This is a genomic window from Actinomadura rifamycini DSM 43936, assembly GCF_000425065.1.
Lineage (GTDB): Bacteria > Actinomycetota > Actinomycetes > Streptosporangiales > Streptosporangiaceae > Spirillospora > Spirillospora rifamycini.
Genome location: NZ_AULB01000015.1, coordinates 58,665 through 84,114, shown reverse-complemented (window position 1 = coordinate 84,114; position 25,450 = coordinate 58,665). Strand labels below are relative to the sequence as shown.

The 25,450-nt window shown below is 73.7% G+C and carries 26 protein-coding genes; 18 read left to right on the top strand and 8 right to left on the bottom strand.

Going from position 1 to position 25,450, the window contains the following annotated elements:
- The first annotated feature begins 98 nt into the window (after positions 1 to 98).
- From purS to H505_RS0115545, 6 genes are all read left to right on the top strand, one after another.
- Positions 99 to 341, top strand: a complete 243-nt coding sequence (purS, locus tag H505_RS0115570) for a phosphoribosylformylglycinamidine synthase subunit PurS (protein ID WP_026402748.1) — start codon at positions 99 to 101, stop codon at positions 339 to 341.
- A 219-nt stretch (positions 342 to 560) separates the two neighbouring features.
- Positions 561 to 1,007, top strand: a complete 447-nt coding sequence (locus H505_RS0115565) for an ATP-binding protein (RefSeq protein ID WP_026402747.1) — start codon at positions 561 to 563, stop codon at positions 1,005 to 1,007.
- Positions 1,008 to 1,105: 98 nt separating this feature from the next.
- Positions 1,106 to 1,786, top strand: coding sequence for a phosphoribosylformylglycinamidine synthase subunit PurQ (gene purQ / locus H505_RS0115560; RefSeq protein WP_026402746.1), 681 nt, complete (start codon positions 1,106 to 1,108; stop codon positions 1,784 to 1,786).
- Between the two features lie 1,532 nt (positions 1,787 to 3,318).
- A complete protein-coding gene (gene purL, locus H505_RS0115555; protein ID WP_211238478.1) occupies positions 3,319 to 5,508 on the top strand; it encodes a phosphoribosylformylglycinamidine synthase subunit PurL in 2,190 nt (729 codons plus the stop codon).
- Between the two features lie 78 nt (positions 5,509 to 5,586).
- Positions 5,587 to 6,216, top strand: coding sequence for a DUF6461 domain-containing protein (locus tag H505_RS42045; RefSeq protein ID WP_034518051.1), 630 nt, complete (start codon positions 5,587 to 5,589; stop codon positions 6,214 to 6,216).
- A 52-nt stretch (positions 6,217 to 6,268) separates the two neighbouring features.
- Positions 6,269 to 7,087 (top strand): MerR family DNA-binding transcriptional regulator, encoded by an 819-nt coding sequence (locus H505_RS0115545; protein WP_157433009.1) that lies wholly within the window; start codon positions 6,269 to 6,271, stop codon positions 7,085 to 7,087.
- Between the two features lie 13 nt (positions 7,088 to 7,100).
- Here the strand turns inward: H505_RS0115545 and H505_RS0115540 are convergent, their stop codons facing one another.
- From H505_RS0115540 to H505_RS47685, 3 genes are all read right to left on the bottom strand, one after another.
- Positions 7,101 to 7,694: an HD domain-containing protein gene (locus tag H505_RS0115540; protein WP_034518050.1), complete on the bottom strand. Its 594-nt coding sequence runs from the start codon at positions 7,692 to 7,694 to the stop codon at positions 7,101 to 7,103.
- Positions 7,695 to 7,712: 18 nt separating this feature from the next.
- The gene (locus H505_RS0115535; RefSeq protein ID WP_026402742.1) at positions 7,713 to 8,675 is read right to left on the bottom strand and encodes a coiled-coil domain-containing protein; all 963 of its coding nucleotides are present in this window, start codon (positions 8,673 to 8,675) and stop codon (positions 7,713 to 7,715) included.
- A gap of 153 nt (positions 8,676 to 8,828) precedes the next feature.
- Complete coding sequence (locus tag H505_RS47685; protein WP_051300724.1) at positions 8,829 to 10,751, bottom strand: serine/threonine protein kinase; 1,923 nt, start codon at positions 10,749 to 10,751, stop codon at positions 8,829 to 8,831.
- A gap of 246 nt (positions 10,752 to 10,997) precedes the next feature.
- Here H505_RS47685 and H505_RS0115525 point away from each other — a divergent pair, with 246 nt between their 5' ends.
- Both H505_RS0115525 and H505_RS0115520 read left to right on the top strand, forming a co-directional pair.
- Positions 10,998 to 11,432 (top strand): sterol carrier family protein, encoded by a 435-nt coding sequence (locus H505_RS0115525; protein WP_026402741.1) that lies wholly within the window; start codon positions 10,998 to 11,000, stop codon positions 11,430 to 11,432.
- Between the two features lie 83 nt (positions 11,433 to 11,515).
- Positions 11,516 to 12,154 (top strand): LamG domain-containing protein, encoded by a 639-nt coding sequence (locus tag H505_RS0115520; protein ID WP_026402740.1) that lies wholly within the window; start codon positions 11,516 to 11,518, stop codon positions 12,152 to 12,154.
- 21 nt (positions 12,155 to 12,175) lie between these two features.
- Here the strand turns inward: H505_RS0115520 and H505_RS0115515 are convergent, their stop codons facing one another.
- On the bottom strand, positions 12,176 to 12,556 hold the full coding sequence (locus tag H505_RS0115515; RefSeq protein ID WP_034518111.1) for a hypothetical protein: 381 nt from the start codon (positions 12,554 to 12,556) through the stop codon (positions 12,176 to 12,178).
- Between the two features lie 127 nt (positions 12,557 to 12,683).
- Here H505_RS0115515 and purF point away from each other — a divergent pair, with 127 nt between their 5' ends.
- Positions 12,684 to 14,138, top strand: coding sequence for an amidophosphoribosyltransferase (gene purF, locus H505_RS0115510; RefSeq protein WP_026402738.1), 1,455 nt, complete (start codon positions 12,684 to 12,686; stop codon positions 14,136 to 14,138).
- Complete coding sequence (gene purM / locus H505_RS0115505) at positions 14,135 to 15,160, top strand: phosphoribosylformylglycinamidine cyclo-ligase (protein WP_026402737.1); 1,026 nt, start codon at positions 14,135 to 14,137, stop codon at positions 15,158 to 15,160. The genes purF and purM overlap by 4 nt, the downstream gene beginning before the upstream one ends.
- Positions 15,161 to 15,372: 212 nt before the next feature.
- On the opposite strand, the gene H505_RS0115500 is transcribed toward purM, so the two are convergent.
- Both H505_RS0115500 and H505_RS0115495 read right to left on the bottom strand, forming a co-directional pair.
- Complete coding sequence (locus tag H505_RS0115500; protein ID WP_026402736.1) at positions 15,373 to 15,579, bottom strand: DUF3073 domain-containing protein; 207 nt, start codon at positions 15,577 to 15,579, stop codon at positions 15,373 to 15,375.
- Positions 15,580 to 15,883: 304 nt separating this feature from the next.
- Positions 15,884 to 16,966: a Leu/Phe/Val dehydrogenase gene (locus tag H505_RS0115495; RefSeq protein ID WP_026402735.1), complete on the bottom strand. Its 1,083-nt coding sequence runs from the start codon at positions 16,964 to 16,966 to the stop codon at positions 15,884 to 15,886.
- Positions 16,967 to 17,092: 126 nt separating this feature from the next.
- Between H505_RS0115495 and H505_RS0115490 the strand changes: the two genes are divergently transcribed.
- The 3 genes from H505_RS0115490 to bldC all read left to right on the top strand — a co-directional run bounded on the left by H505_RS0115490 (position 17,093) and on the right by bldC (position 18,509).
- Positions 17,093 to 17,998, top strand: coding sequence for a DUF8083 family protein (locus H505_RS0115490; RefSeq protein WP_026402734.1), 906 nt, complete (start codon positions 17,093 to 17,095; stop codon positions 17,996 to 17,998).
- Positions 17,999 to 18,020: 22 nt separating this feature from the next.
- Positions 18,021 to 18,206: a hypothetical protein gene (locus H505_RS51045; protein WP_211238474.1), complete on the top strand. Its 186-nt coding sequence runs from the start codon at positions 18,021 to 18,023 to the stop codon at positions 18,204 to 18,206.
- Positions 18,207 to 18,305: 99 nt separating this feature from the next.
- The gene (bldC, locus tag H505_RS0115485; protein ID WP_012850682.1) at positions 18,306 to 18,509 is read left to right on the top strand and encodes a developmental transcriptional regulator BldC; all 204 of its coding nucleotides are present in this window, start codon (positions 18,306 to 18,308) and stop codon (positions 18,507 to 18,509) included.
- Between the two features lie 103 nt (positions 18,510 to 18,612).
- On the opposite strand, the gene H505_RS42035 is transcribed toward bldC, so the two are convergent.
- Positions 18,613 to 19,545 (bottom strand): TetR/AcrR family transcriptional regulator, encoded by a 933-nt coding sequence (locus H505_RS42035; RefSeq protein WP_245592530.1) that lies wholly within the window; start codon positions 19,543 to 19,545, stop codon positions 18,613 to 18,615.
- A 316-nt stretch (positions 19,546 to 19,861) separates the two neighbouring features.
- Between H505_RS42035 and H505_RS0115475 the strand changes: the two genes are divergently transcribed.
- The 4 genes from H505_RS0115475 to H505_RS0115460 all read left to right on the top strand — a co-directional run bounded on the left by H505_RS0115475 (position 19,862) and on the right by H505_RS0115460 (position 23,870).
- Positions 19,862 to 20,914, top strand: a complete 1,053-nt coding sequence (locus H505_RS0115475) for a LacI family DNA-binding transcriptional regulator (protein WP_425248253.1) — start codon at positions 19,862 to 19,864, stop codon at positions 20,912 to 20,914.
- Positions 20,915 to 21,130: 216 nt separating this feature from the next.
- Positions 21,131 to 21,367, top strand: a complete 237-nt coding sequence (locus H505_RS0115470; protein ID WP_026402732.1) for a hypothetical protein — start codon at positions 21,131 to 21,133, stop codon at positions 21,365 to 21,367.
- 97 nt (positions 21,368 to 21,464) lie between these two features.
- On the top strand, positions 21,465 to 22,292 hold the full coding sequence (locus tag H505_RS0115465; protein ID WP_341849562.1) for an N-acetylmuramoyl-L-alanine amidase: 828 nt from the start codon (positions 21,465 to 21,467) through the stop codon (positions 22,290 to 22,292).
- A 129-nt stretch (positions 22,293 to 22,421) separates the two neighbouring features.
- Positions 22,422 to 23,870, top strand: a complete 1,449-nt coding sequence (locus H505_RS0115460) for a DUF7059 domain-containing protein (RefSeq protein WP_026402730.1) — start codon at positions 22,422 to 22,424, stop codon at positions 23,868 to 23,870.
- A gap of 39 nt (positions 23,871 to 23,909) precedes the next feature.
- Here the strand turns inward: H505_RS0115460 and H505_RS0115455 are convergent, their stop codons facing one another.
- Complete coding sequence (locus H505_RS0115455; protein ID WP_026402729.1) at positions 23,910 to 24,980, bottom strand: quinone-dependent dihydroorotate dehydrogenase; 1,071 nt, start codon at positions 24,978 to 24,980, stop codon at positions 23,910 to 23,912.
- A 230-nt stretch (positions 24,981 to 25,210) separates the two neighbouring features.
- Here H505_RS0115455 and H505_RS0115445 point away from each other — a divergent pair, with 230 nt between their 5' ends.
- Complete coding sequence (locus H505_RS0115445; RefSeq protein ID WP_026402728.1) at positions 25,211 to 25,405, top strand: DUF6243 family protein; 195 nt, start codon at positions 25,211 to 25,213, stop codon at positions 25,403 to 25,405.
- Positions 25,406 to 25,450 lie beyond the last annotated feature (45 nt).

Here is a 25,450-nt window from a genome sequence, read left to right as displayed (position 1 = left end):
TCGGCTCCGGTGGTCCGGGGGGACGGTGGGCTGCTTTCGTCAATGGTGCCGTACGCTTCAGGTCGTCAGGAAAATCGCAGATCAGTGAGGGGGCGGTCGTGGCGCGTGTCGTCGTCGACGTCATGCTCAAGCCGGAGATCCTCGACCCGCAGGGGCAGGCGATCGCCCGGAAGCTGCCGCAGCTCGGGTTCGAGGGCGTCGTCGCGGTCCGCCAGGGCAAGCGGTTCGAGGTCGAGCTCGAGGGCGAGGCCGACGAGGCGGCACTGGAGCGGGTCCGCAAGATCGCCGAGACGCTGCTGGCGAACCCGGTGATCGAGAACTTCGAGGTCCGGGTGCTCTGACCGGAATGGCGGAAATGCCGAACCGGTGATCCGCGCGTTCCGGCGCGGTCCCCTTTCCGTGAAACGTTGACCACGTCACCGAGGATTCACGTAAAGACCCGACAGTGTGGCGATTACGCGTGTTTCCGCCGGGGAAGCCTTACCTGCGGCCGAGTCTTCGAACACGCTCCGGGGACGGGGGACGTCCGAGCGAGCCGGGGCATGACACGAGGTGTCACGGTGGATGTCACCTTCACCCTCGCGCTGCCCCGCGAGGCGCCGACCGTCCCGCTGATCCGGCGGCTCATCGGCGACGCCCTGCGCGGCCTCGGCGCCACCGAGGACTGCGTCGACGACGTCCTCGTCGCCGCCTCCGAAGCCTGCACGAACGTGATCCGGCACTCCCGCGCGACCGGCGACTACCGGGTCGCCGCGCGGGTCGACGAGTCCGTCTGCGAGCTGGAGATCGCCGACCGGGGCCGCGGACCGCGACCGGCCCCCGCGGAACGCGGGGTTTTGAGCGAATCGGGGCGCGGGCTTAAAATCATGCGCGCACTGGTGGACGACCTCGACATCGACCACGCGCCCGACCGGGGCACCGTCGTCCACCTGCGGAAGCGGCTGACCTGGCGAGACGGGGCACTGGTTCGCCGCCCGGACGACCGGCTCATCACGAGTGCCGGGTAGATTGGTACGCGCGCGGGGGGATATGCGACGCGCAGCGGTGATCGACGGAGACCACCCGACCGTCCGCGGCCGCACCTCATTTCGGAGGAACAGAACAGATGGACGCTGCCCGGGTTGGGGTCATCACCTTCCCAGGTTCCCTTGACGACAAAGACGCAGCACGCGCGATCCGGCTCGCGGGAGCCGAGCCGGTCGCCCTGTGGCACGGCGACCACGACCTCCGGGGCGTGGACGCCGTCGTGCTGCCCGGGGGGTTCTCCTACGGGGACTACCTGCGGGCCGGGGCGATCGCCCGCTTCGCGCCGCTGATGACCGAGGTGGTCGCGGCGGCGGGCGCGGGCCTGCCCGTGCTCGGCATCTGCAACGGCTTCCAGGTGCTCTGCGAGTCGCACCTGCTGCCGGGTGCGCTGCTGCCCAACGCGGGCCTGCACTTCGTGTGCCGCGACCAGCGGCTCCGGCTCGAGAACGCCGGCACCGCCTGGACGAGCGAGTACCGCGAGGGCCAGGAACTGGTCATCCCGATCAAGAACGCCGACGGACGGTACACCGCCGACCGGGAGACGCTGAACGAGCTGGCCGAATCCGGCCGCATCGTCGCCCGGTACGTCGACCTGAACCCCAACGGCTCCCTCGACGACATCGCCGGGATCACCAACGAGGCCGGCAACGTGGTGGGGCTCATGCCGCACCCCGAACACGCCGTGGAGTCCCTGACCGGCCCGTCCACCGACGGGCTCGGCTTCTTCACCTCGATCGTCAAGAGACTGGTCAACGCATGAGCGAGCAACGGCACGACGTATCCGAGCGCAGGGCCCGGGACAACTCCGACGAGCCCTCCCTCGAGTGGCTCGCCGAGCTGAGCTCCGACGCCGACGACCCCGAGCTCCAGCCGGTCGACCCGTCGGTCACCCAGGGGTTCGCCGCCATCCTCGAAGAGGACGACGACGCCCCGCAGGACCCCGCCGAACCACCGGCGCCCGCGGCCGCCGAGCCGTCCGGCCCCGCGCCCGTCCCGCCGGCCGGCCCCGCCCAGGGCCCCGCGCCCGTACCGGGCGGCGACCCGGCCGCCGGGGAGTTCGCGCGCGCGCTCGCCGAGGAGCAGTCGGGCGCCGTTCCGGGCACGGTCGGCGCCGACCCGACCGTCACGATGCCCGACCCGAACGGCGCCCCGGTCAGCAGCCGCACCGGCGGCTTCCCGGCCCTCGGCACCGGCCCGCTCCCGCGCGTGGCCCCCGCCACCGGCGGCTTCCCGGCCGTGGGCCCGGGCACCGGCCCGCAGCCCGCCGTGGGGCAGGGCCCCGGCCCGTTCGACGGCGGCCCGGGCACGGGCCCGCAGCCGCCGGTGGGCCCGAACACGGGCGGTTTCCCGGCGGTCGGCCCGGGCACCGGCCCGCAGCCCGCCGTGGGGCAGGGTCCCGGCCCGTTCGACGGGGGCCCGGGCACGGGCCCGCAGCCGCCGGTGGGTCCGAACACGGGCGGTTTCCCGGCGGTCGGCCCGGGCACCGGCCCGCAGCCCGCCGTCGGCCAAGGCCACGGCCCGTTCGGTGAGCACAGCCCTGGGACGGGCGGTTTCCCGGCGGTCGGTCCCGGTACGGGCCCGCAGCCGCCGGTGAGCCCGAACACGGGCGGTTTCCCGGCCGTCGGCCCCGGCACCGGTCCCCAGCCCGCCGCGGGCCAGGGCCCCGGCCACGGCACCGGCGGTTTCCCGGCGGTCGGCCCCGGCACCGGCGGCTTCCCGGCCGTGGGGCCGGGCACCGGTCCGCAGCCCGCCGTGGGCCCGGGGCCGGAGCAGCAGTACTCGGGCGCCGACGCCCTGTTCGCGATGGGGACGGGCGCCTCGCCGTCCGGCGACGGCCTCCCGCACGTGGAGTTCCCCCCGGGGACGGGCCTGCAGGGCGTCGTCATGGGCCGCGGCGCCGGGACGTCCGGCGGCGGCTTCGACGAGCCCGACGAGGCCCCCCGGTACCCGGCCAGCCCGACGACCGGGTCGTTCCCGGCGATCGGGACGGGCACGGGGCCGCAGGCATCCCTGAACCCGGACAGCGACCCGTTCCCGCCGCTCGGGCAGAGCGGCACCGGCCCGCAGCCCGCCGCCGGCGGCGGCACGGGCCCGCAGGACGCGGTCTCCCCGGAGCCGGCGCCCGCCCCGGGCGAGGGCGGCGAACCGTTCCCGGCCGTCGAGCCGGGCCCCGGGACGGGCCTCCAGCCGGCGCTCGGCGCCGGCCCGCGGCCCGAGATCCCCCAGGGGACGGACACGGTCGCGGTCGCGGCGGCCACCCCGGACCGGCCGCAGCCGTACGTCGAACTCGGCATGAAGGACGACGAGTACCGGCGGGTCCGCGAGATCCTCGGCCGCCGCCCCACGTCGGCCGAGCTGGCGATCTACTCGGTCATGTGGAGCGAGCACTGCTCCTACAAGAGCTCGAAGGTGCACCTGCGCCAGTTCGGCGACAAGGCGCCGCAGACGGACGCGCTGCTCGTCGGGATGGGCGAGAACGCGGGCGTCGTGGACGTCGGCCAGGGCTGGGCGGTCACGTTCAAGGTCGAGTCGCACAACCACCCGTCCTACGTGGAGCCCTACCAGGGCGCCGCGACGGGCGTCGGCGGCATCGTGCGCGACATCATGTCGATGGGCGCCCGCCCGATCGCGGTGATGGACTCGCTGCGGTTCGGCCCGGCGGACGCGCCCGACACGCAGCGGGTGCTGCCCGGCGTGGTCGCGGGCGTCGGCGGCTACGGCAACTCGCTGGGCCTGCCCAACATCGGCGGCGAGACCGTCTTCGACGCGTGCTACGCCCAGAACCCGCTGGTCAACGCGCTGTGCGTCGGCGTGATGAAGCACGACGACATCCAGCGCGCGGTGGCGCCCGGCCCGGGCAACAAGGTGATCCTGTTCGGGGCCGGGACGGGCCCGGACGGCATCGGCGGCGCGTCCGTCCTGGCGTCGGCGACGTTCGACGACGAGTCGCAGCAGAAGCGCCCGTCCGTGCAGGTCGGCGACCCGTTCATGGAGAAGCTCCTGATCGAGTGCTGCCTGGAGCTGTTCCGCGAGGACCTCGTGGTCGGCGTGCAGGACCTCGGCGCCGCCGGGGTGTCGTGCGCGACGACCGAGCTGGCGGCCGCCGGCACCGGCGGCATGGACGTCGAGCTCGACGCCGTCCCGCTCCGCGACGCGACGCTGCGCCCTGAGGAGATCCTCATGAGCGAGTCGCAGGAGCGCATGATGGCGGTCGTCACCCCGGAGAACGTCGACCGCTTCATGCAGATCTGCGCCCGCTGGGAGATCCCCGCCACGGTGATCGGCACGGTCACCGACACGGGCCGGCTGGTGATGCGCTGGCAGGGCGAGACGATCGTCGACATCCCGCCGGGCACCGCCGCCGACGAGGGCCCGGTCTACCGGCGTCCGCTGGAGCCGCCGCACGACCTCGGCGCCCTCCAGGCGGACACGCCGGGCCGGCTGACCCGCCCGTCCACGGGCGACGAGCTGCGCCGGACCGTCCTGTGGCTGGCCGGGTCGCCGAACCTGGCGGGCAAGACGTGGGTGACGTCCCAGTACGACCGGTACGTCCTCGGCAACACGGTCCTGGCGCAGCCGGAGAACGCGGGCGTGGTGCGGATCGACGACGAGTCGGGCCTGGGCATCGCGCTGTCGCTGGACGGCAACGGCCGGTACACGCGCCTCGACCCGTACTCGGGCGCGCAGCTCGCGCTGTCGGAGGCGTACCGGAACGTCGCCGCGACCGGCGCCCGCCCCCTCGCCGTGACGAACTGCCTCAACTTCGGCTCCCCGGAGGACCCGGGCGTCATGTGGCAGTTCCAGCAGGCCGTGACCGGCCTCGCGGACGCCTGCGAGTACCTCGGCGTCCCCGTCACGGGCGGCAACGTCAGCTTCTACAACCAGACCGGCTCGACGCCGATCAACCCGACGCCGGTCATCGGCGTGCTGGGCGTCCACGAGGACGTCCGGCGGCGGGTGAACATGTCGCTGACGACGGACGGCGCGACGATCGCGCTGCTCGGCGAGACCCGCGAGGAGTTCGGCGGGTCCGAGTGGGCGCACGTCGTCTACGGGCACCTGGGCGGGCTGCCGCCGCTGGTCGACCTGGCGGCGGAGCGCGCCCTCGCGAACGTCCTGCAGCTGGCCGTCCGGGACGGGCTGGTGACGACGGTGCACGACCTGTCGGACGGCGGCCTGTCGCAGGCGCTGGTCGAGTCGTGCCTGCGCGGCGGCCTCGGCGCCCGGGTCACCCTGCACGGCGACCCGTTCGTCCAGCTGTTCAGCGAGTCGGTGGCGCGGGCGATGGTCGCGATCCTGCCGGGTGCGGAGGCGAAGGTCGCCGCGCTGTGCGAGGCGCACGGCGTCCCGGTGGCCCAGCTCGGCGTGGCGGGCGGCGACGCGCTGTCCGTGACGGTCGCGGGGCAGGACGAGCTGTTCAGCATCCCGCTGCACGAACTGCGCGAGTCCCACGAGCGCATGCTTCCGAGCTACGCGGACTGACGACGCGGCGAAAGGCGCCCTCCCGACCGGAGGGCGCCTTTTCGCGTGCCTGTCGGAGGCGGCCGGCAGACTGCCCGCATGCCGGCTGCAGCGGACGACTACCGATGGATTTATGAGAAACCGTTCGGCGAACTGATCGAGGGCTACTGCGCGACCCTGGTGCGCGGCATGACCCCGCAGGACTTCCTCCGGGCGATGCGGGCCGAGGCCGACGGCGACCTGCGCGGGTACGCCGAGCTTTCGAACCGGACGTGGGCCTGCTGGGACGAGTTCGAGGACGATCGGCTCCTCATCGGCGCGACCGTCGTCCCGGGCGACGGGGGCGACTGGGTGCTGGGGCTGGAGATCAACGGCTATCTGGGCATTCAGCGGCGTCTGGTGGAGCCGGTGTCGCGCGGAACCCGCCTGATCTCCCACTTCCGCAACGTGAACGCCGTAGGCGACTTCAACCGGTGGGAGGACGGCGAGCTGCGGACCGAGTTCGAGCCGCTCTTCCCCACCCAGAGGGGCGGCGCCGCTCCGGACGAACTGGTCCCCCTCATGGCGGAAGTGGGATTCGACCTCGATGAGCACAGGGAACAGGTCGACTTCGACCCGACCGCATGCGCTTTCGCTCTGGCGGAACGGCTCACCGGAGTCCGGCTCACCGCCGACGTCCTCAGCGATGCGACTTTTTCGACCGGCCTTGTCGCGAAAGGTGCCTACTAGCCCCGCAGTGCGCGTTTGACCCTCCTGTAAGGGGAGGTTCGACACTGGATTCGTGTTGAGCATCGGTGAGTTCGCGAACATGACGGGCCTCAGCGTGAAGGCGCTGCGCCACTACGACGAGAAGGGCGTCCTCTCCCCCGCGGAGGTCGACGCCGCGACGGGGTACCGGCGCTATTCGGAGGGCCAGGTGCGGTCGGGCGCGCTGGTCCGGGCGATGCGCGACGCCGGGCTGCCGCTGCCGGCGGTCGCGGCGGCGGTCCGGGACGGCGACGCGGCGTCCGCGCTGGACGAGCACCGGCAGCGTGTCCTCGCCGACCGCGCCCGCGAGGACGCGGCGTTCGAGAACGCCCGGCTCGTCGTGTCGTCCTTCGCGGCCCCCGTCGAGGTGACCGAGCGCGAGAGCCCCGCCCGCCCCTACGTGGCCCGCGCCCTCGCCGTGCGGACGGACGGCGACCACGAGACCGACGACGAGGCGGCGAACGACCTGCTGATGGGGCTGCTCGCCGACTTGCGGAGCGACGGCCTCGGCCCGTCCGGGCAGTTCTGGACGGCCGTGCGGGAGGGCGACGCCCCGGACCGCGCGGAAGTCGTGTGCTGCTGGCCGACGGCGGAGCCCGCGCCCGACGGGTGGGGCGGCCCCGGCACGGTCGTCGGCGTCCTGCCCGAGCGCCGCGAGCTCGTCGCGACCTGGCGCTCGGCCACCGGCGGGCCGCTCCCGGAGGGCTCGGTGCACCCGGCGGTGGTCGCCCTGTTCGACGCCGTCGCCGCCCGCGGCGTCGCCGTGTCCCACGACGAGGTGCGCCAGGCGGTCCTGGGCCGGGACGAGCACGACCACTCGGTGGAGGTGTCCGTCACGATCGAACAGCCGTGACGGGCCCGGTCCCTCAGCGGACCGGGTGGGCGTTCTGGTAGGCGAGGCGCTCGTCGGCGGCGTCGGCGACGGCGGTGAGGAAGTCGTCGAGGGCGGCGAACTCCTCCCAGGGCTCCCGGCCCGCCGCCCGCGCGAGCCGGCCGACGAGCAGGTCTTCGAGCTCCGGGACCCGCTTGCCCTTCCACACCTTGTCGGCCACGCTCACCAGCAGGTCCTCCAAGGTGACGCCCGGGTCGGTCCAGGACGCGTGGGTGGCCGCGAAGCGGGCGAGGCCGGCGTCGAAGCCGTGCCGCAGCAGCAGGTCCCGCCCGGCCGCCTCGTGGGACGAGCCGGGCCCGGAGAGCTCGGCGACGTGCAGGGTCTTGCCGATGTCGTGGGTGGCGGCGCCGACGAGCACGGCCCGCCGGTCGAACCGGACGTCCGGGTGCCGCTCCGCGACCCAGTCGGCGAGCCGCGCGGCGACGTCGTGGACGAGGCGGAGGTGGGCGGCCAGCCGCGGCGGGCACTCCAGCGACCGCAGCAGCCCGGCGACCTCGTCCGGCAGCGGCCGCAGCGGCGGCCCGCCCGCCCCGTCCAGCACGCGCGCCAGCGCGGCAGAGGAACCCACGCGCCCTCCCGGAGGGGATCAGAAGACTGAGATGTGGACGTGGTCGTAGTGGTTGGCGGTGGCGCCGCCGCGGTTCTCCATCGTGCGCCAGCCGGGGCTGCGCATGTCGTAGATGCGCTGCCGCCAGATGACGTACTTGATGCCGAGCTGGCTGGCGTGGGAGATGGCGTAGTCGGCGACCTGGTCGCCCTGGGACTTGGCGCTGCCGGACGCGACGGCGCCGCCGGTCGTGACCATGAAGTCGCAGGCGCGGCCGGTGGCGTGGTCCTGCGGGTCGCCCGCGTAGCGGACGCAGCCGATGGTCGGGAACGGTCCGAACTCGACGTCCATGGTGTTCTTGACGTTGAGCATGCGGGACGTGACGCCGCCCATGCCGGTGCTCGGCGACTCGGGCTTGTACTTCTTGACGAGCTGCTTGATCTGCGCCTGGCGGCCCTTCAGCTCCTTGATCTCCTTCTCCAGGGCGTCGATCTTCTCTTCGGCCTTCTTGCGCGCCTGGTTCTGCTCGTCGATCAGCGTCTGGATCTGCTCGACCTTGCCCGCCTTGTTCTGCGCGAGGTGGCTGATGAGGCTGGCGTTGCTGAGCAGGTCGGTGGGCTCGGCGGCCGCCAGGAACTGGACGGTCGGGTCCTCGCCGCCGGTCATGTAGCGGGTCGCGGCGAGGCGGGCGACGACCTCGCGGGCGGCCACCAGGTCCTTCTCCAGCACCTTGGCCTTCTTCATGGCCTCGGTGACGGCGTACCGGGTGTCCTTCAGCTTCGCCAGGTCGCCGCCGTACTCGTTCTCCAGCTTCTCGATCTGGTTGCTGAGCTGCCTGAACTTCTCCGAGTCGCCCGGGTCGGCCATGGGGGCGGCGACGGGTGCGGCGGCCGCGGTCGGTGCCGACGTGCCCAGCAGGGGCAGGGCGGTCGCGATGGCGAGCACGGCCACGGCGGCACGGCGTCCGCCGCGCCGAAGGGCGGTGGAGGTGGGGGTCTCCACGTCCTCTCCTCAGGTCAATGAACAGTAAAGAACCGTCTGCCGCACGGCCAAGGCTAGACCCAAGTGGCGGGTGGGACGGTCCGGGACCCGTGACGCCCGGCGTCATGCTGGGAGCCGGGCCATCTTACGTGACCGGGTTCACGGGCGGGCGCGTCAGCGGCGGCTGAGGGCGCCCTGGTAGCCGAGATTCGTGCCGGGCCGGGTCCAGGCGTACCGGATGGTGCCGTCGGGCTGGAGGGTGGCTTCCACGGCTCCAGGGGTGCACGGCCGGGGGACCTCCAGGGCGAGTTTCAGGCTGCTGTTGGTGCCGCTCTCGAACGTGAGGGTGCCATTGCACTTCTCCTTCGGGTAGACGACGCGCGCCGTGGTGGCGCCCTCCTCGAACGTGACTTCGAGGGGGAAGGACGCCTGGCTGTTGTTGTTGACCATCGTGCCGGTCCAGGTCCCCGCGAACGACTTGGGGACGACCGACACGGGACGGGTGTCGCCGGCGCCCGCGGGCGGCTCCGCGGTGTCGTCGCCCTTGAGCTGCGGCCACAGCACGAGCGCGATGATCGCGATGCCGACGCCGACGCCGATCAGCAGCGACAGCGCCACGCCCAGCACGTGGTTGCCGGGGCGGCGCATCCCGCGGAGCGACGGGAAGGACGGCGGGCGCCGCGGCGGCTCGTCGTCGTCGACCGCCCGCAGCCCGGGGATGAGGTGGGGGGCGGTCGGGTCGCGGGTCTCGGGGACCGCGTCGAACGTGCGGGTCTCGCCGTCCCCGGCCGGCAGCGCGCCGATCACGGCCGTCCGGTCGTCGGTGACGGCGCCCATGGTGGTCGTCCGGTCGTCGGCGACGGCGCCGAACGTGGTGGTCGCCTCGAACGCGCCGGGGTCGAGCTCCACGGCGGGCGGGGGCGGCGGTTCGGGGCGGTCGCGGCCGCGCGCCAGCTTGCCCAGCAGCGTCTTGCCGGGCGTCTGCTCCGGGCGGGTCGCCTCGGCCGGGGGCGGCGGCGCGACAGGCGGCGGGACGGCTTGTCCCTGCGGCCCCTGGAGCGGTGCAAGCGCGCGCGGGGCGGGAGGCGCGCCCATGGGCGTGCCCGCCGGGGCCGCGGGCGGCGGCGGTTGCGGGACGCCCTGCGGCTGGGGCGCGGGCGGCTGCGGGGCGGGCGCCTGCGCGGGCGGCGGGGGCTTCGGCGCCGGGACGGCCCCGGCGGCGAGCGCGCGGCCCTCGGCGACGAGCGAGGCGGGCATCCGGGCGGCGAGGGGGCCGCCCTCGTCGAGGAGGCGTTCGAGCAGGCCCTTGGCGGTGGGGCGCGCGGCGGGGTCCTTGGCGAGCGCGGCCGCCAGCACCTCGCGGAGCGCGTCGGGCGCCGCGGACAGGTCCGGGTCGTCGTACATGATTTGCTGGACGGTCTCGGACGGCGAGCCGTCGCCGAAGGGGGGCGCCCCCGTCGCGGCGAACAGCAGCGTCGAGGCCCAGGCGAAGACGTCCGCGGGCGGGTCCGCGCGCAGGCCGCTGAGCTGCTCGGGTGCCCGGTAGAGCAGGTGGGACGGGTCGCTCGCGTCGGGGTCCCAGCGGGTGTCGCCGAGCACCGCGTCGAGCGCGCCGTGCACGCCGATGTCGCACATCTTGGGGCCGTCCCGCCCCAGCAGGACGTTCGCGGGCTTCAGGTCGTGGTGCACCGCGCCGGCGCGGTGCACGGCCGCCAGCGCGACCGCCAGGCCCACGGCCAGGCGTTCCACGACGGCGGCGCCGCGCGGGCCCTCCTCGTCGACGAGCTGCTGGAGGGACGGGCCGTCCACGCACTCGGAGACGACGTAGGCGCGGTCGTCCTGCACGTCGGCGTCCAGCACCGCGGCGGTGCAGAACCCGGAGATCCGGCGGGCGGCCTCGAACGCCGCGGTGAACCGGCCCCGGGCGGCGGGCTCGCCGCTCAGCCGCACGTGCAGCAGCTTGACCGCGACCGTGCGCCCGGCGGGGTCCGCGCCGAGGAAGACGGCGCCCTGCTCACCGACGCCGAGCCGGCCCGTGATCCCGTACGCGCCGAGTCTTCGCGGGTCACCAGGCTGCAGGGGCAGCGCCTCGGGCATCTGACGAACCTCCGTGTCCTCCGGGGAGCGAGTTCGCCGCCTCCCCGTCCTGTTCACTCCCCGCCTGGCATCGGTCCTTTTTTACCGTCATTTCCGGCGGCTCGTGCCTTTTGGGGGGGACGACCGCCCGGGTGAGCGCGCCAGCCGCCCGGAGCGTAGGCGCATGGGGCGTGCCGCGCAAAAACGCGCCCGCCGCCTCCGGTCGCGGGCGGAGGCGGCGGGGCGCCGACGCGGTAGCTTCGGTGCGTGCCCCGGAAACCGTTGACCGCCGCCGTCCTGAACGAGCAGCGCGCCGCGCTCGGCCTGCCGCCGTACACCGGCGGGGACGACGCCGCGGACCTGCGGCGCGCCGCCTTCGAGACCGTCGCGGCCATGGGGGACGCCGGGGCGGGCGCGGCCCGCCCGGTCGTGCGGGGCGCGGTGCGGCACCTGCTGGACGACCTCGCCGGGCGGGCGCCCGGACGGTCGGTGGAGGTGCGGGTCCCGCCGCACGCGGCCGTGCAGTGCATCGAGGGGCCGCACCACAAGCGCGGCACCCCGCCGAACGTCGTCGAGACGGACGCGGCCACGTGGATCGCCCTCGCGACCGGACGCCTCGCATGGGCGGACGCCGTCGCGGACGGCCGCGTCCGGGCGAGCGGCGCGCGCGCGGACCTGTCGCCCTACCTCCCCCTGGAGTAGGGCCCGGATTCGGGTCTTGCCACCGCGCCCCCGCGCTGGGAGCGTGGTCACCACCGGCCGATCGGGGGCATGGAGGTGACGCCATGCTCGTCGCGCACTGGACGTTCGACGTCGCGACCGTGGAGGGCCGCCGGGTGCACGTCGCGTCCGGCGCCGCACCGGACGCCGAACTGGACGAGGTCGCCGAGATCGTCCCCGGACGCGCCGGGGAGGCGCTCGCTCTCGGCGCACACGCGCGCGCCGTGATCCCCGCCGCGCCCCAGCTCGTCTTCAGCCAGATCTTCGGTTTCACGGTGGCGTTCTCCGTGAACGTGACCGAGGAACCCACCGGGGAGTGGCGCAGCCTCCTGTACAAGCCGGTCGGGGAGAACGACGCGCGAGGTCTGGGCCTGTGGCTTTACCCGGACGCTATGCGTCTCCGGCTCCAGCTGTTTACCGTCAAGGGCCCCGACTACATGGACACCCACGCGCGCCTCACCGTCGGGGAGTGGACCCACATCGCGTTCGTCGTGAACGCCCAGGGGATGGTCCTGTACGTCGACGGTGTGCAGGACGTGGCCGAGGGACTGGACGAGCCCGTCGTCCCGCCCGCGGGCCCCATCCTGCTCGGCAGCGAGCAGACGAAACCGGGGTTCGGCGGCCTGATCGACGACCTCCGCGTGTACGCGTCCGCGCTCGACGCCGAAGCCGTCCGGATCCTGGCCGACCGAGGGCCGTCCTAGCGCCGGTCGGTGGAGCGGGCGTCACCTGGAGATGGGCGCCAGGCTGGAGCGCGCGAAGGGGAACTCGCGCTCGACGCAGCCGCGGCGCTCGTCCGCGCTGGGGTACCGGCTCTCGTCGCCGCACTCCGCCGCCTTGCTCAGCAGGACGAACAGCGCCACGCCGCCGAGGACGAGCGCCACCGCGGCGCACGCGACCCCCGCCACGGCGGGCCAGCGGTCGGCGTCGTGCCGGGCCAGCGAGACGGCGCCGAGGACGAGTCCCACGAGCGCGGGCACCACGCCCAGCAGGCACACCGCCAGCCCCAGGAGCCCGACGATCCCGAGCACCAGGGACGCCCGCGCCAGCCCGCTGCGCGGGCGCGGGGCGGGGGGTGTGTAGGTGTGGTACCCAGGCAGCGTCATCCAGTCCTCCCCGTCTCGGGCCATACATTTCCGTGCCGCGCCTGAAGCCCGTGGTAGCAGGGGGTAAAGGTCGCTTAATGAGATCCACCGATCCGAGCAGGTGAAGGTGGCATCTAGACTGACGGGCGTGCCTCTCCGTGATGGACGTCTGAGCCACGACATCGATCCCACCGACCGCCCCCCGCAGGACGCCTGCGGGGTGTTCGGCGTCTGGGTCCCCGGGGACCAGGCGGCCAAGGCGGAGGTGAGCAAGCTCACCTACTACGGCCTGTACGCGCTCCAGCACCGCGGGCAGGAGTCCGCGGGCATCGCCGTGAGCGACGGCGACCGTATCGTCGTCTTCAAGGACATGGGCCTCGTCGCCCAGGTCTTCGACGAGTCCGTCCTGAACACCCTGCGCGGCCACATCGCCGTGGGCCACTGCCGCTACTCCACGACGGGCTCGCCGACGTGGGAGAACGCGCAGCCCACGTTCCGCCCGACCGACGCGGGCGGGCTCGCGCTCGTCCACAACGGCAACCTGATCAACACCCGCGAACTCGCCGAGGAGCTGCCCGCGGGCACCCTCACCGCGACCACCGACACCGAGGTCCTCACCGCCCTGCTGTGCGCCCGCGAGGGCGGCCCGCTGCAGGCGGCGCGGCACGTCCTGCCCGCCACCCGCGGCGCGTACTCGCTGGTCTTCATGGACGAGCACACCCTGTACGCCGCCCGCGACCCGGAGGGCATCCGCCCGCTCGTTCTCGGCTCCCTGGAGGGCCACGGCGGCTGGGTCGTCGCGTCCGAGACCGCCGGCCTCGACATCGTCGGCGCCCGGTTCGTCCGGGAGATCGAGCCCGGCGAGATGATCGCGATCGACGCGGACGGCGTCCGCTCCGAGCGGTTCGCCGAGGCCCGCCCCAAGGGCTGCCTGTTCGAGTACGTGTACCTCGCCCGCCCCGACACGACCATCGCCGGGCGCAGCGTCCAGGCCACCCGCGTCGAGGTGGGGCGCCGCCTGGCCCGCGAGCACCCCGTCGAGGCCGACATGGTCATCCCGACGCCCGAGTCGGGCACCCCGGCAGCGATCGGCTACGCAGAGGCGTCCGGCATCCCCTACGGGCAGGGGCTCGTCAAGAACTCCTACGTCGGACGGACGTTCATCCAGCCGTCCCAGACGATCCGGCAGCTCGGCATCCGGCTGAAGCTGAACCCGCTGCGCGAGGCCATCGAGGGCAAGCGCCTCGTCGTCGTCGACGACTCGATCGTCCGCGGCAACACGCAGCGCGCGATCGTCGGGATGCTGCGCGACGCGGGCGCCGCCGAGGTGCACGTCCGCATCTCCAGCCCGCCCGTCGCGTGGCCCTGCTTCTACGGCATCGACTTCGCCACCCGCGCCGAGCTGATCGCCGGGAACCTGTCGGTGGAGGAGATCCGCGACTCCATCGGCGCCGACAGCCTCGGCTTCATCTCGCTGGACGAGCTGATCTCCGCGTCGCACATCGCCAAGGACCGCCTCTGCCGCGCCTGCTTCGACGGGGTCTACCCCATCGAGGTCGAGCGGTCCGAGCGCGGCAAGCACCTGCTGGAGGCCGGACGATGACCTCGTACGAGGCCGCCGGGGTGGACATCGCGGCCGGCGAGCGCGCCGTCGAGCTGATGAAGTCCCGGGTGGCCCGCTCCCGCCGTCCCGAGGTCGTGGACGACGCCAGCGGCTTCGCGGGGCTCTTCGACGCCTCCGCGTTCCAGCGCTACAAGCGCCCGCTGCTCGCCACCTCCACCGACGGCGTCGGCACCAAGGTCGACCTCGCCCGCCGCCTCGGCGTCTACGACACCGTGGGCCACGACCTCGTCGGCATGGTCATCGACGACCTCGCGGTGTGCGGCGCCGAGCCGCTGTTCATGACCGACTACATCGCCTGCGGCAAGGTCGTCCCCGAGCGCATCGCCGACATCGTCGGCGGCATCGCCGACGCGTGCGCCCTCGCGGGCTGCGCCCTCGTCGGCGGCGAGACCGCCGAGCACCCCGGCCTCCTCGGACCGGACGAGTTCGACATCGCGGGCGCCGGAACGGGCGTCGTCGAGGCGGACGACATCCTCGGCCCCGAACGCGTCCGCGCGGGCGACGCCGTCATCGCGATGGCCTCGTCGGGCGTGCACGCGAACGGCTACTCGCTCGTCCGGCACATCCTCGCCACGACGGACCTGGCCCTCGGCTCCCGCCCCGGCGACCTCGACCGCACTCTCGGCGAGGAGCTCCTCACCCCGACGCGGATCTACGCCAAGGACTGCCTCGCCCTGACCGCGGCCGGGGGCGTCCACGCGTTCGCGCACATCACCGGGGGCGGCCTCGCCGCGAACCTCGCCCGCTCCCTGCCCGCGAACGTGGACGCCGTCCTCGACCGCGGTTCCTGGGAGGTCCCGCCCCTGTTCCGCGTGCTGCAGAGCCACGGCGACGTGCCCCAGGCCGAGATGGACAAGACGTTCAACCTCGGTGTGGGCATGGCCGCGATCGTCGCGCCCGACAGGGCCGACGCGGCGCTGCGTCTGCTCGCCGAGCGCGGCGTCCCGTCCTGGATCCTCGGGGAGACCACCGAGGGCACCGGCCAGGCCATCTTCACCTGACCGCCCCCGAAGGCCCCAGAAGGCCCCAGAAGCCTCGTAGGGCCTTTGGAGCGTTCCTGGGCAAAACCGGGTAACCCCGGACGCCTCACGGCGCTCTCAGGGCCGTACGAACGCGCCCAGGCCGAAGCGCGCCCAGGGCGACGCAAGAGAACAGGGTGAACAAACACCAGCGCCACCCCCCGCGACGCGGGGGATGGCGCTGGTGTCAGACATCAACCCGAGGATTGGTCCTTGCGGTCCTCGGTGCCGTAGTCATCGGCATAGTCGGCGTACTTCTCGGCGAGCTCGTCGTAGTCGTCGCCGGCGGAGTCCTTGACTCCGAGTTCGCTCTTCAGGCGGTCGAGGTCCGTGTTGCCGCTGTTGTACTTGAGCTGGCGGGCAACCTTCACCTGCTTGGCCTTGGCTCGGCCGCGACCCATTGGCTCGACCCCCTCGATGGTCAGGGCTTTCGTGGGCCCATCAACGCGCGCGTGTACCACACGAACCGATGCCTGATGAGCCATGCGTCAGTCACGAGTACAACCGTACCCGTTTTGCGCCCGGCTCGGTACTTCGGCGGTACGTGGCGGCGCTCTTGTTCGGGAACTCCAGTGTATCCGGTAGGTGCCAGTGGACCGACTTGACGTCATGTGAGCGCTGGTCACACCGGGCCGAACGGAACGTCAAGAGCCCGGCGACCGTCGTGGGACGCGCGTACGGCGACCCACGACGGCCGGTGCGGCGTCAGACGAAAATGCCGCGCAGACGGCCGATCTCGGACATCCGGCGCTCGGCGAGGCGGTCGGCGGCCACCGCCGGGGGGACCCCCTCGTCGGCGGCGAGCTCGAAGATCTTCCGGGTCGTGTCGTAGATGCCGGACGCCCGCGACTTGGCGCGTTCGAAGTCGAACCCGGTGATCTCGTCCGCGACCTGGATCACACCGCCCGAGTTCACCACGTAGTCGGGCGCGTACAGGACGTCCCGGTCGGCGAGGTTCTTCTCCACGCCGGGGTGCGCGAGCTGGTTGTTGGCGGCGCCGCAGACGACCCGGGCGCCGAGGGCGGGCACCGTGTCGTCGTTCAGGGACCCGCCGAGCGCGCACGGGGCGTACACGTCGAGGTCCGCGCGGATCATCGCGTCGCCGTCCGCGACGACCTCGATCTCGGGGTGCAGCGCCCGGACGCGTTCGACGGCGGCCTCGCTCACATCGCAGACGACGACGTCCGCGCCGTCCTCGCGCAGGTGCTCGACGAGGCGGTGGCCGACCTTCCCGACGCCCTCCACGCCGACCCGCCGGCCGCGCAGGGTGGGGGCTCCCCACACCGTCTCGGCGGCGGCGCGCATCCCCTGGAACACGCCGTAGGCCGTCAGGATGGACGAGTCGCCCGCGCCGCCGTTCGCGACGGTCCGCCCGGTGACGAACTCGCACTCGCGGGCGACGAGGTCCATGTCCTCGCTGAACGTGCCGACGTCGCACGCGGTGTAGTAGCGGCCGCCGAGGGAGCCGACGAACCGCCCGTAGGCGCGCAGGAGCGCCTCGGTCTTGTCCTTGGAGGGGTCGCCGAGGATGACGGCCTTGCCGCCGCCGTGGTCCAGCCCGGCGAGGGCGTTCTTGTACGCCATGCCCCGGGAGAGGTTCAGCACGTCGGCGAGCGCCTCCTCCTCCGACCCGTACGGGTAGAAGCGGGTGCCGCCCAGGGACGGCCCGAGGGCGGTGGAGTAGATCGCGATGATGGCGCGCAGGCCGCTGGCCTCGTCCTGGCAGAAGACGACCTGCTCGTGGCGGGGTTCCGAGCCCTTGTGGGGCGACCCGAAGACGTTAGGCACGGTAGTGCCCTCCTTCCTGTCCACTGATCAGCCTAGGGCGCGCGCAGCCCCACCGGGAGGTAACGCGGGCGTCTCGCCGGGCCCGTCGCCGCGACCGCCGGGCGGGTCTCGTGCCACGATGCGTTCGTGTTTCCGTACGCCGCGTACCTACGGGTATACGAACCGGTGACCGCCTTCCAGGAACCGGCGCGGACGTTGTGGACGGCCTATGCCGAGTCCCGGCGGCGCCCGCGACGGATCCACGCGCTCGGCGCCGAGCAGCGCGACGCGGCCCACCGGCTCGCCGCCGTCCCGCCGGAGGCCGTCCCGGACCGGGAGAGCCGCGACGCCTACGTGCGCCGCACCGACGACATGATCTACGTGTGCCCGTGGGAGACGCGGCTGCGCTCGTGGATCGCGTTCGAGCGGTTCCGCGACGAGCACCCGGCGGGGGTCGCCGCCGCGTTCGTCCCGCCGCCGCAGTCCGAGCGCATCGCGCAGGCGTTCGAGCGCTGGAAGCGGGCCGGGCGCCCGATGCGCCCGCACATCCTGACGAGCACGTGGCACGTCCCGCTGGACTGGTTCGTGCCGTTCGTCCGCACCGAGCGCTCGCTGACCCTGGGCGCCCCCGGACCGGACGGCGGCGCCGCGTGCGAGCTCGCGGGGCAGGGGCCCGCGACGGCCGCGCCCCCGCGCACGCTGCTCTACGTCACGTCGATGGGCGAGGCCCGCCGCCGCGTGGACCACGCGCTGCCGATCGTCCGGGAGACCCTGGGGGACGGCTCGGGCGACGTGTACCTGCTCTCCGCCGGGCGCTTGGAGACGCTGTCCCGGTGGCTGGGCGAGTTCCATCCCCGCGCGCTCGTCGAGCTCGACTACGGCGGGCTCGTCCGTCTCCTGGACGACGAGGCGCTGCGGGCGGACGAGTCGGTCGCGGAGATGTCGGTGGCCCTCACCGGGATGGAGCGCGGTGAGGCGGAGCTGACCGTCGCGATGTACAAGCGGCTCCTGGCCCGCTGGCGGCCCGTCCGGGCTCTGGAGTCCGCCAACTGAAGCCCGTCGGGATGCCGGTCCCGTGGACGTACTGAACAAAATTCCCGAATCTGCGCGCGATACGACTATACGTGTCGCTAGAATCACGCAGCGTGACCCGATGTTCATCGCCGATGCGCAGCTCGTGGCGTTCGAGGGGATGTTTGCCCGCAACGTACGCCAGGAACTTGCTTGTTGCGCTCAGTGGTGGCAAGGTTACACGTTGTGATGTCATAGTGGCTCTTTCGGGCCATAGGGGACATCAGTGACCGCGCGAGGATCAATCGCAGGATCGCTGTCATCGGTCCACGGAGGAGAGGCCGCAAACATGTCAGCACGTACGCCAGAGGCCGAGCCCCTGCTGACGCCGGCGGAGGTGGCGACGATGTTCCGCGTCGACCCCAAGACCGTCACGCGCTGGGCGAAGGCGGGCAAGCTCACGTCCATCCGGACGCTCGGGGGGCACCGGCGCTACCGCGAGGCGGAGGTGCGGGCGCTGCTGGCGGGAATCCCGCAGCAGCGCTCGGAGTAGCCGCTCCGGCCGGCGCGCCCCGCACCGGCACGCCGGACGCATCACAGGGGGGCCGGGAACGGCCCGGGACCACGGTCATCCGAGAATCGCGGTCCCGGCCCGCTCACGGTTCGATCGGACGTCCCGCCCGCGACTCGCCGGGCGGGACTCCGGCATGCCCGGAACATGGACGGAACCACGGCGGGCGCGCGCGGCAAGGGGGTGGCCGATAGTGGTCACCCGAGTCACGGCGGTCACACCCGTCCCGAGTGGACCGATCGCCCCGGCGGGGCCCGCCGGCCCGGCGGTGCTCAGCCGGCCGCCCGGCCGGACCTCCCGCCTGCCCGGACAGCGGCCCGGCCGCCTGCCCCGGGGTGAGCTCCTCGTGCGCGAGACGGTCGAACAGGGCCCCGGTGCCGGGGTCGTGCCGGCCCGCGACGTGCAGCATCACGACCAGGTGGTCGACGAGGAGCCGTTCGAGGTCGGCCCGCGCGACGTCGCGGTTCTCGAGCCAGTCGAGCCCCGCCGTCTCGACGGCCGCCATCCACGCGCGCAGCGTGATCCGCAGCGTCGGCTCCGGGACGTCCACGGCCAGCGAGTGCAGGATCCGGTCCAGCAGGAGCTGGCGGATGCCGTCGACGATCTCGCCGACCTCGCCCGACCGGTCGGCCGGGCCGCCGCGCAGCAGGGCCGTGTAGCCGGCCGCGTGGCTCTCCACGAAGTCGAAGTACCGTTCGAGCGAGACGCCGAGCCGCTCCAGCGGCTTGCCCTCGGTCGGCGGCTCCAGCAGCACCGACAGCTTCTTCGCCGCGCTGCCGAGCGCCGCGATGTACAGCTCGTACTTGCCGCCGAAGTAGTGGTAGACGAGCGCCCGGGACGCGCCCGCCGCCGCCGCGACGTCGTCGATGGAGACGTCCTCCGGCGACCGCGTGCTGAACAGCTGCAGGGCGGCCTCGATCAGTTCTTCCCGTCGTTCGTCCACGCTGAGCCTGCGACGTCCCTGCCCGCCGCGCTGCCGGCTCCGCGCCCTGTCACCGGTCACCGCACGTTCTGCCACCTGCGCAGGGTATCCGAGGCGCCGCCCGGGGCACGCCGTACCGAGCCGGCCGCGGGGCGTCCCGTTCCCCTCGCGCGACCCGCTCCGGGCCGCGATGTGATCCGGGACACCACAGACCCGAACCCGGTTTGGCGGCGGACCGTTACTCCCTGTTGCGACGATTTGTGGGGAAGCCAAGGCATCATGGCATCTCCTCCCGCGCGGAGGAGGCGCGCCGCGGCCCCAGGCGCGCCGTGACGGCAGGTCCCGCAGGCCCCCTGGACGGAGTGCCATGTCTGGTGAAGTAGACCCCCCGCACAAGACGCAGAGGGACGTCGTGGTGCCCAGGCCGCGGCGCCCCTCGTCGGCCGCCCGCGACGAGGGGAGGTCCGTGCCCGCGCCGAAGCCGACGATCCGCAACGTCGCCGAGCGGGCCGGGGTCTCCAAATCCCTCGTCTCCCTGGTGATGCGCGGCTCCCCGCACGTCAGCGAGCGCCGCCGGCAGGCCGTCCTGCAGGCCGCGCGGGAACTCGGCTACCGGCCCAACGCCGTGGCCCGCAGCCTCGTCGAGGGACGCACGCGCCTCATCGGCGCGATCGTCGCCGACCTGCACAACCCGTTCTTCGCGGAGTTCCTCGACGGGCTGCAGGAGAGCCTGCACGGCGCCGGGCTCCGCATGCTCGTCGGCAGCGGCCGCTGGGATCCGATGTTCGAGGCCGAGGCCGTCGAGGCGTTCCTCGAGATGCGGGTGGACGGGCTGGTGCTCCTCAGCGTCGTCCCCGACTCGCTGAAGGACGCGGCGGCGAGCGTCCCCGTCGTCGTGGTCGGCGAGCGGGACGTCAAGGGCGTCGACATCGTCGTGGACGACGACGAGCTCGGCGCCAGCCTCGCCGTCGACCACCTGGTGTCGCTCGGCCACCGGCGCATCGCCCACATCGAGGGCACCCGCTCGACCGCCGCCCGGTACCGGCGCATCGGCTACGAGAGGGCGATGCGGCGGCACGGGCTGGAAGACGAGATCGCCGTGCAGCCGGGCGACTTCACCGAGGAGGGCGGCTACCGGGCCGCGCGCGGCCTGCTGCGCCGCGACCGCCGCCCCACCGCGATCTTCGCGCCGAACGACCTCGTCGCGACCGGGGCGCTCTCGGCGGCGGTGGAGCTCGACCTGCGGGTCCCCGCCGACCTGTCGGTCATCGGCTACGACAACACCCATCTCGCGGCGATCCGGCACATCTCCCTCACGAGCGTCGACCAGCCGCGCCGCGACATGGGCCGCCTCGCGGCCGAGATGCTCACCGCCCGCATCGGCGACCCCTCCCGCGCCGCCCGGCAGAACCTCGTCGTCCCGCACCTGGTGGTCCGCTCGACCACGGGCCCGGTCCCCGCCTGACGTCTCCCGAACCGGTCCGCATCGGGTAACGGGCGGGCCAAGGCCGGGGCATTCGCCGGACTCCGGACGGCCGCCGGGGGGTTAATGGACTCACCGTTCGGCGGGCCGGGGTCAGGCGGGCCGGACGGCCCCCGGCCGGGCGCCGGCGCGGCCGTCCGGCCCGGACCCGCGCGCCGGGGCGGCACGGAAGGGTCGTGGACGATCGGGGGGTCAGCCGTGCGTGATCCGGAGCTGGTGTCGTGCGCGCAGCGCGCCGCGAGCGAGTTGGAACGGGCCTGGTCGCGGTGGAGGCACGCGCGCGGCCTCACCGAGCAGGTGTCGGAGTCCGTCGCGAGTTACGTGGCGCACTCCATCGACCACCCGTGGGGACGTCCCCGCGTGGTGCTCGGCCTGGACGCGGAGGAGGCGCGGGCGCTCGCCGCGCTGCTCGGCCGGGAAGATCCTTTCCGCTGATCGGGAATGCCTTTCCCCGTGACTTTCGTTTGACGAACTCGATGCCCGGTGCAGACTGGCATCGGCGATAACGAACCCATCACGGAGGAATCTGCCTGTGCGCATCAAACGAGGCGGCCCTGCGGTCGCCGGCCTCGCGCTGAGCCTCGGCGCCCTCGTCGCCTGCGGCACGGGCGGCGGGTCCGGTGACGCGGCGCAGCCTCCGACGGCGGGCGCCACGTCCCCCGCGGGCGCCGAACAGCAGCGTTCCGCGTCGCCCGACGCGTCGTCCCCGCTGGACGGCAAGGTGATCGTGATCGACCCGGGGCACAACGGCGGCAACGCCGACCACCCGGACGAGATCAACAAGCAGGTCAAGATCGGCAACGGCAGCAAGGCGTGCGACACGACCGGCACCAGCACCGACGACGGCTACAGCGAGCACGCGTTCACCTGGGACGTCTCCAAGCGGCTCGAGAAGGCCCTGGAGGCCGAGGGCGCCGAGGTGACCCTGACCCGCGACAGCGACGACGGCGTCGGCCCGTGCATCACCGAGCGCGCCGGGATCGCCAACAAGCTGAAGGCCGACGCGGCCCTGTCCGTCCACGCGGACGGCACGTCGGCGTCCGGGCACGGCTTCCACATCATCGCGCCCGAGTCGATCGGCCGGAACGCCGCGGTGGTGCCCGCGTCCCGCGACCTGGGCCTCGCCCTCCGCGACGCCTTCAAGGAGGGCACCGGCGTCCCCTACTCGAACTACCTGGGCGAGAAGGGGATGGACTTCCGCGACGACCTCGGCGGCCTGAACATGTCGACCGTCCCGAAGGTCTTCCTGGAGGCCGGCAACATGCGCAACGCGGACGAGGCGGCCAAGATGAAGGACCCGCGGTTCCGCGAGCGCATCGCCGACTCCCTCGCCCAGGGCTTCGAGCGCTACTTCGCGTAACCCGCAGGACGCCCGACCCGCAGGATGCCCGACCAGCGGCGCGCCTGACCCGCCCGTCCGCGCCCGCCCGCCCGCGCCCGTCCGGGGTGTTCGGCGGTGCGGGGGCGGGGCGGCGGGCAGGATGGGGGGATGTCCGATCTTGCTGTGCCGCTGAGCCGTGTCCGTGACGTCCTGCGAGAGGCCGGGTACACCGTCGCCGGTGTGCGCGCGCTGCTGGGGCCGGTGGCGGGCGGGGCGCTGGCGCGGGACGAGATCGTGCCCGCGCTGCGGGCGACCCGGGGCGGGTCGGCGCTGGAGGTGCTGACCCGGCTGCTGTGGCTCCAGGTGCCGGTGCCCCCGGACGGGACGACGGACGAGCTCGTCCGCGCGGGGCTCGCGGAGGAGTCGGCCGGCGAGGTCCGGGGGCTGTTCCATGTCGAGCCGCTGGAGGCCGTCGGCGGGGACGGCCACGCCGGGTACGTCGTGTCGGACCGGAAGGTGCGGCCGGGCGACGGGGTCCCGGCGCCCGATCACGTGGTCGGCGCGGGCGGGGCGTCCGGGAGCCTGGCGCGCCTGGTTGTCCACAGCCCTGTGGATAACGTGCTCGACCTCGGGACCGGATGCGGCGTGCAGGCGGTGCATCTCGGGGCGCGCGGGCAGGCGCGGCGCATCACCGCGACGGACGTCAACGCGCGGGCGCTCGACCTCGCGGAGATGAGCTTCGCGCTGTCCGGGACCGGGAACGCCGAGACGCTCCGGGGGCCGCTGTTCGAGCCCGTGCGGGGACGGCGCTTCGACCTGATCGTGTCGAACCCGCCGTTCGTCATCGCGCCGCCCGGCGACCGCACGTTCACCTACCGCGAGTCCGGAATGCCGGGCGACGACTTCTGCAGGCGGCTCGTCACGGAGTCCGCGGAAATGCTGAACGACGGGGGATATTGCCAGCTCCTGGCCAATTGGCTGCACGTCGACGGGGTCCCGTGGGACGAGCGCGTCGGCGGCTGGGCCGAGGCGTCCGGGTGCGCGGCGTGGGTCGTCCAGCGGGACGTCCAGGACCCGGCGGAGTACGCGGAACTGTGGCTGCGGGACTCGTGCGAGGCGGGCACGCCCGAGTACCGCGCGCGGTACGACGCGTGGCTGGAGCACTTCGAGCGGCACCGGGTGACGGGCGTCGGATTCGGGTGGATCACGCTGCGGCGCGGCGGCGGGCCGGTGCGGGTCGAGGAGCTGCGGCACGCGGTCGAGGAGCCCGTCGGCGCCTACGTGGACGAGGTCCTCGACGGGTTCCGGGCGGGCGCCGAGTTTTCCACAGCCTGTGGACGAACGCTGCGCGCGGCGCCCGGTCTGGTGCAGGAGCAGATCGGCCCGCCCGGCGCCGAGGACCCGGAGCGGATCGTGCTGCGCCAGACCGGCCGGCTCCGCCGGGCGGCGGGCGTCGGGACGGTCGAGGCCGGGCTCGCGGGCGTCTGCGACGGCTCGCTGCCCCTGGAACCGCTCCTCGACGCCATCGCGCGCCTCACCGGAATGGACGCCGGCAGTGTGCGCGCGCACGCGGACGCCGTCCTGCCGGAACTCATCGCCGACGGCTTCTTCCACTGACGTCCGCTTCCACCGAACCCGCGCGGCCTGCCGGGCGGGTCAGCCGCGGGCGTCCTCGATGGTGGCGAAGGCGCTGCCGTGCAGGCGGCGGGCCAGGTCGCGCTGGACGCGGCGCGCCCACAGCGGCCCGCCGTAGATCATCCCCGTGTACCCCTGGACGAGCGTGGCGCCCGCGCGCACGCGCTCCCACACGTCGTCGGCGGTCTCGACGCCGCCGACGGACACGAGGACGAGCCGGTCGCCGGCGCGGGCGCGGAGGCGGCGCAGCACCTCGACCGAGCGGTCCTTGAGCGGCGCGCCGGACAGGCCGCCGGTCTCGGCGGCCAGCTCGGGCGCGCTGCGCAGCCCGTCGCGGCCGATGGTGGTGTTGGTGGCGATGACGCCGTCCAGACCGAGTTCGAGGGCGAGGTCGGCGACGGCGTCCACGTCGGCGTCCGCGAGGTCCGGGGCGATCTTGACCAGCAGCGGGACGTGCCGGCCCGCGGCGCCGTCGGCGGCCTCGCGCACCGTGCGGAGCAGCGGGCGCAGGTGCTCGACGGCCTGGAGGTTCCGCAGGCCGGGGGTGTTCGGCGAGCTGACGTTGACGACGAGGTAGTCGGCGTGGGGGGCGAGCCGCCGGGCGCTCGCGACGTAGTCGGCGGCGGCCTCGGCCTCCGGCACGGCCTTCGTCTTGCCGATGTTGACCCCGACGACCGTGCCGGAGCCGCGCCCGCGCAGCCGCTCGGCGGCGGCCTCGGAGCCCGCGTTGTTGAACCCCATCCGGTTGACGACGGCCCGGTCGAGGGGGAGCCGGAACAGCCGCGGCCGCGGGTTGCCGGGCTGCGGGCGCCCGGTCACCGTGCCGATCTCGACGTGCCCGAACCCGAAGGCGCCGAGCGCCTCGTAGGCGACGGCGTCCTTGTCGAACCCGGCGGCGAGGCCGAGCGGGCTCGGGAAGTCGAGCCCGAGCGCGCGGACGGCCAGGGCCGGGTCGCGGGGGACCAGCAGGCGGCGCAGCAGCGGCGCGAGTCCCGGCACGGACTGGACCGCCCGCAGCGCCCGCATCGTCAGGTGGTGCACGGTCTCCGCCGGGACCCGGGCGATGACCAGTGCGAACAGGAGTCGGTACATCGCCCGCCAGTATCCCAGGGATTTCGTGTCGACGATTCAGGGTGCCGCCGCATAACCTGGCCCCATGCTGATCAATGCCGTGGCCACCGGATGGTGGCCGCTTCCGATCCGGGCGTACCGCCCCCGCCGCGCCGACCCGTCCGGGCGGAGCGTGATCGGCGGCTGAGACCCGCCGTGCTCCCGGGGCCGGACGTGCAGCACTGTCCAGAGCACGAACCACGGGAGTGACCATGGCCAAGAAGCGCAACAACATGCTGGGTGTCGGCGGCCAGCGCGGCAACGTCTCGCGGCGCGCGCTGCGCGGCGAGGCGGCGCGGACGTCCGGCGACCGCGACGACGCCGCCGCGGCGAAGCGCGAGCTGCTCGCGAAGATGCGGGAGCGCAACGAGCGGCGCGGCGCGGAGGCCGACCAGACCGAGAAGTGATCGGGCGCGCGCCGGTTCCTCCGGGAGCCGGCGCGCTTCCCGTGC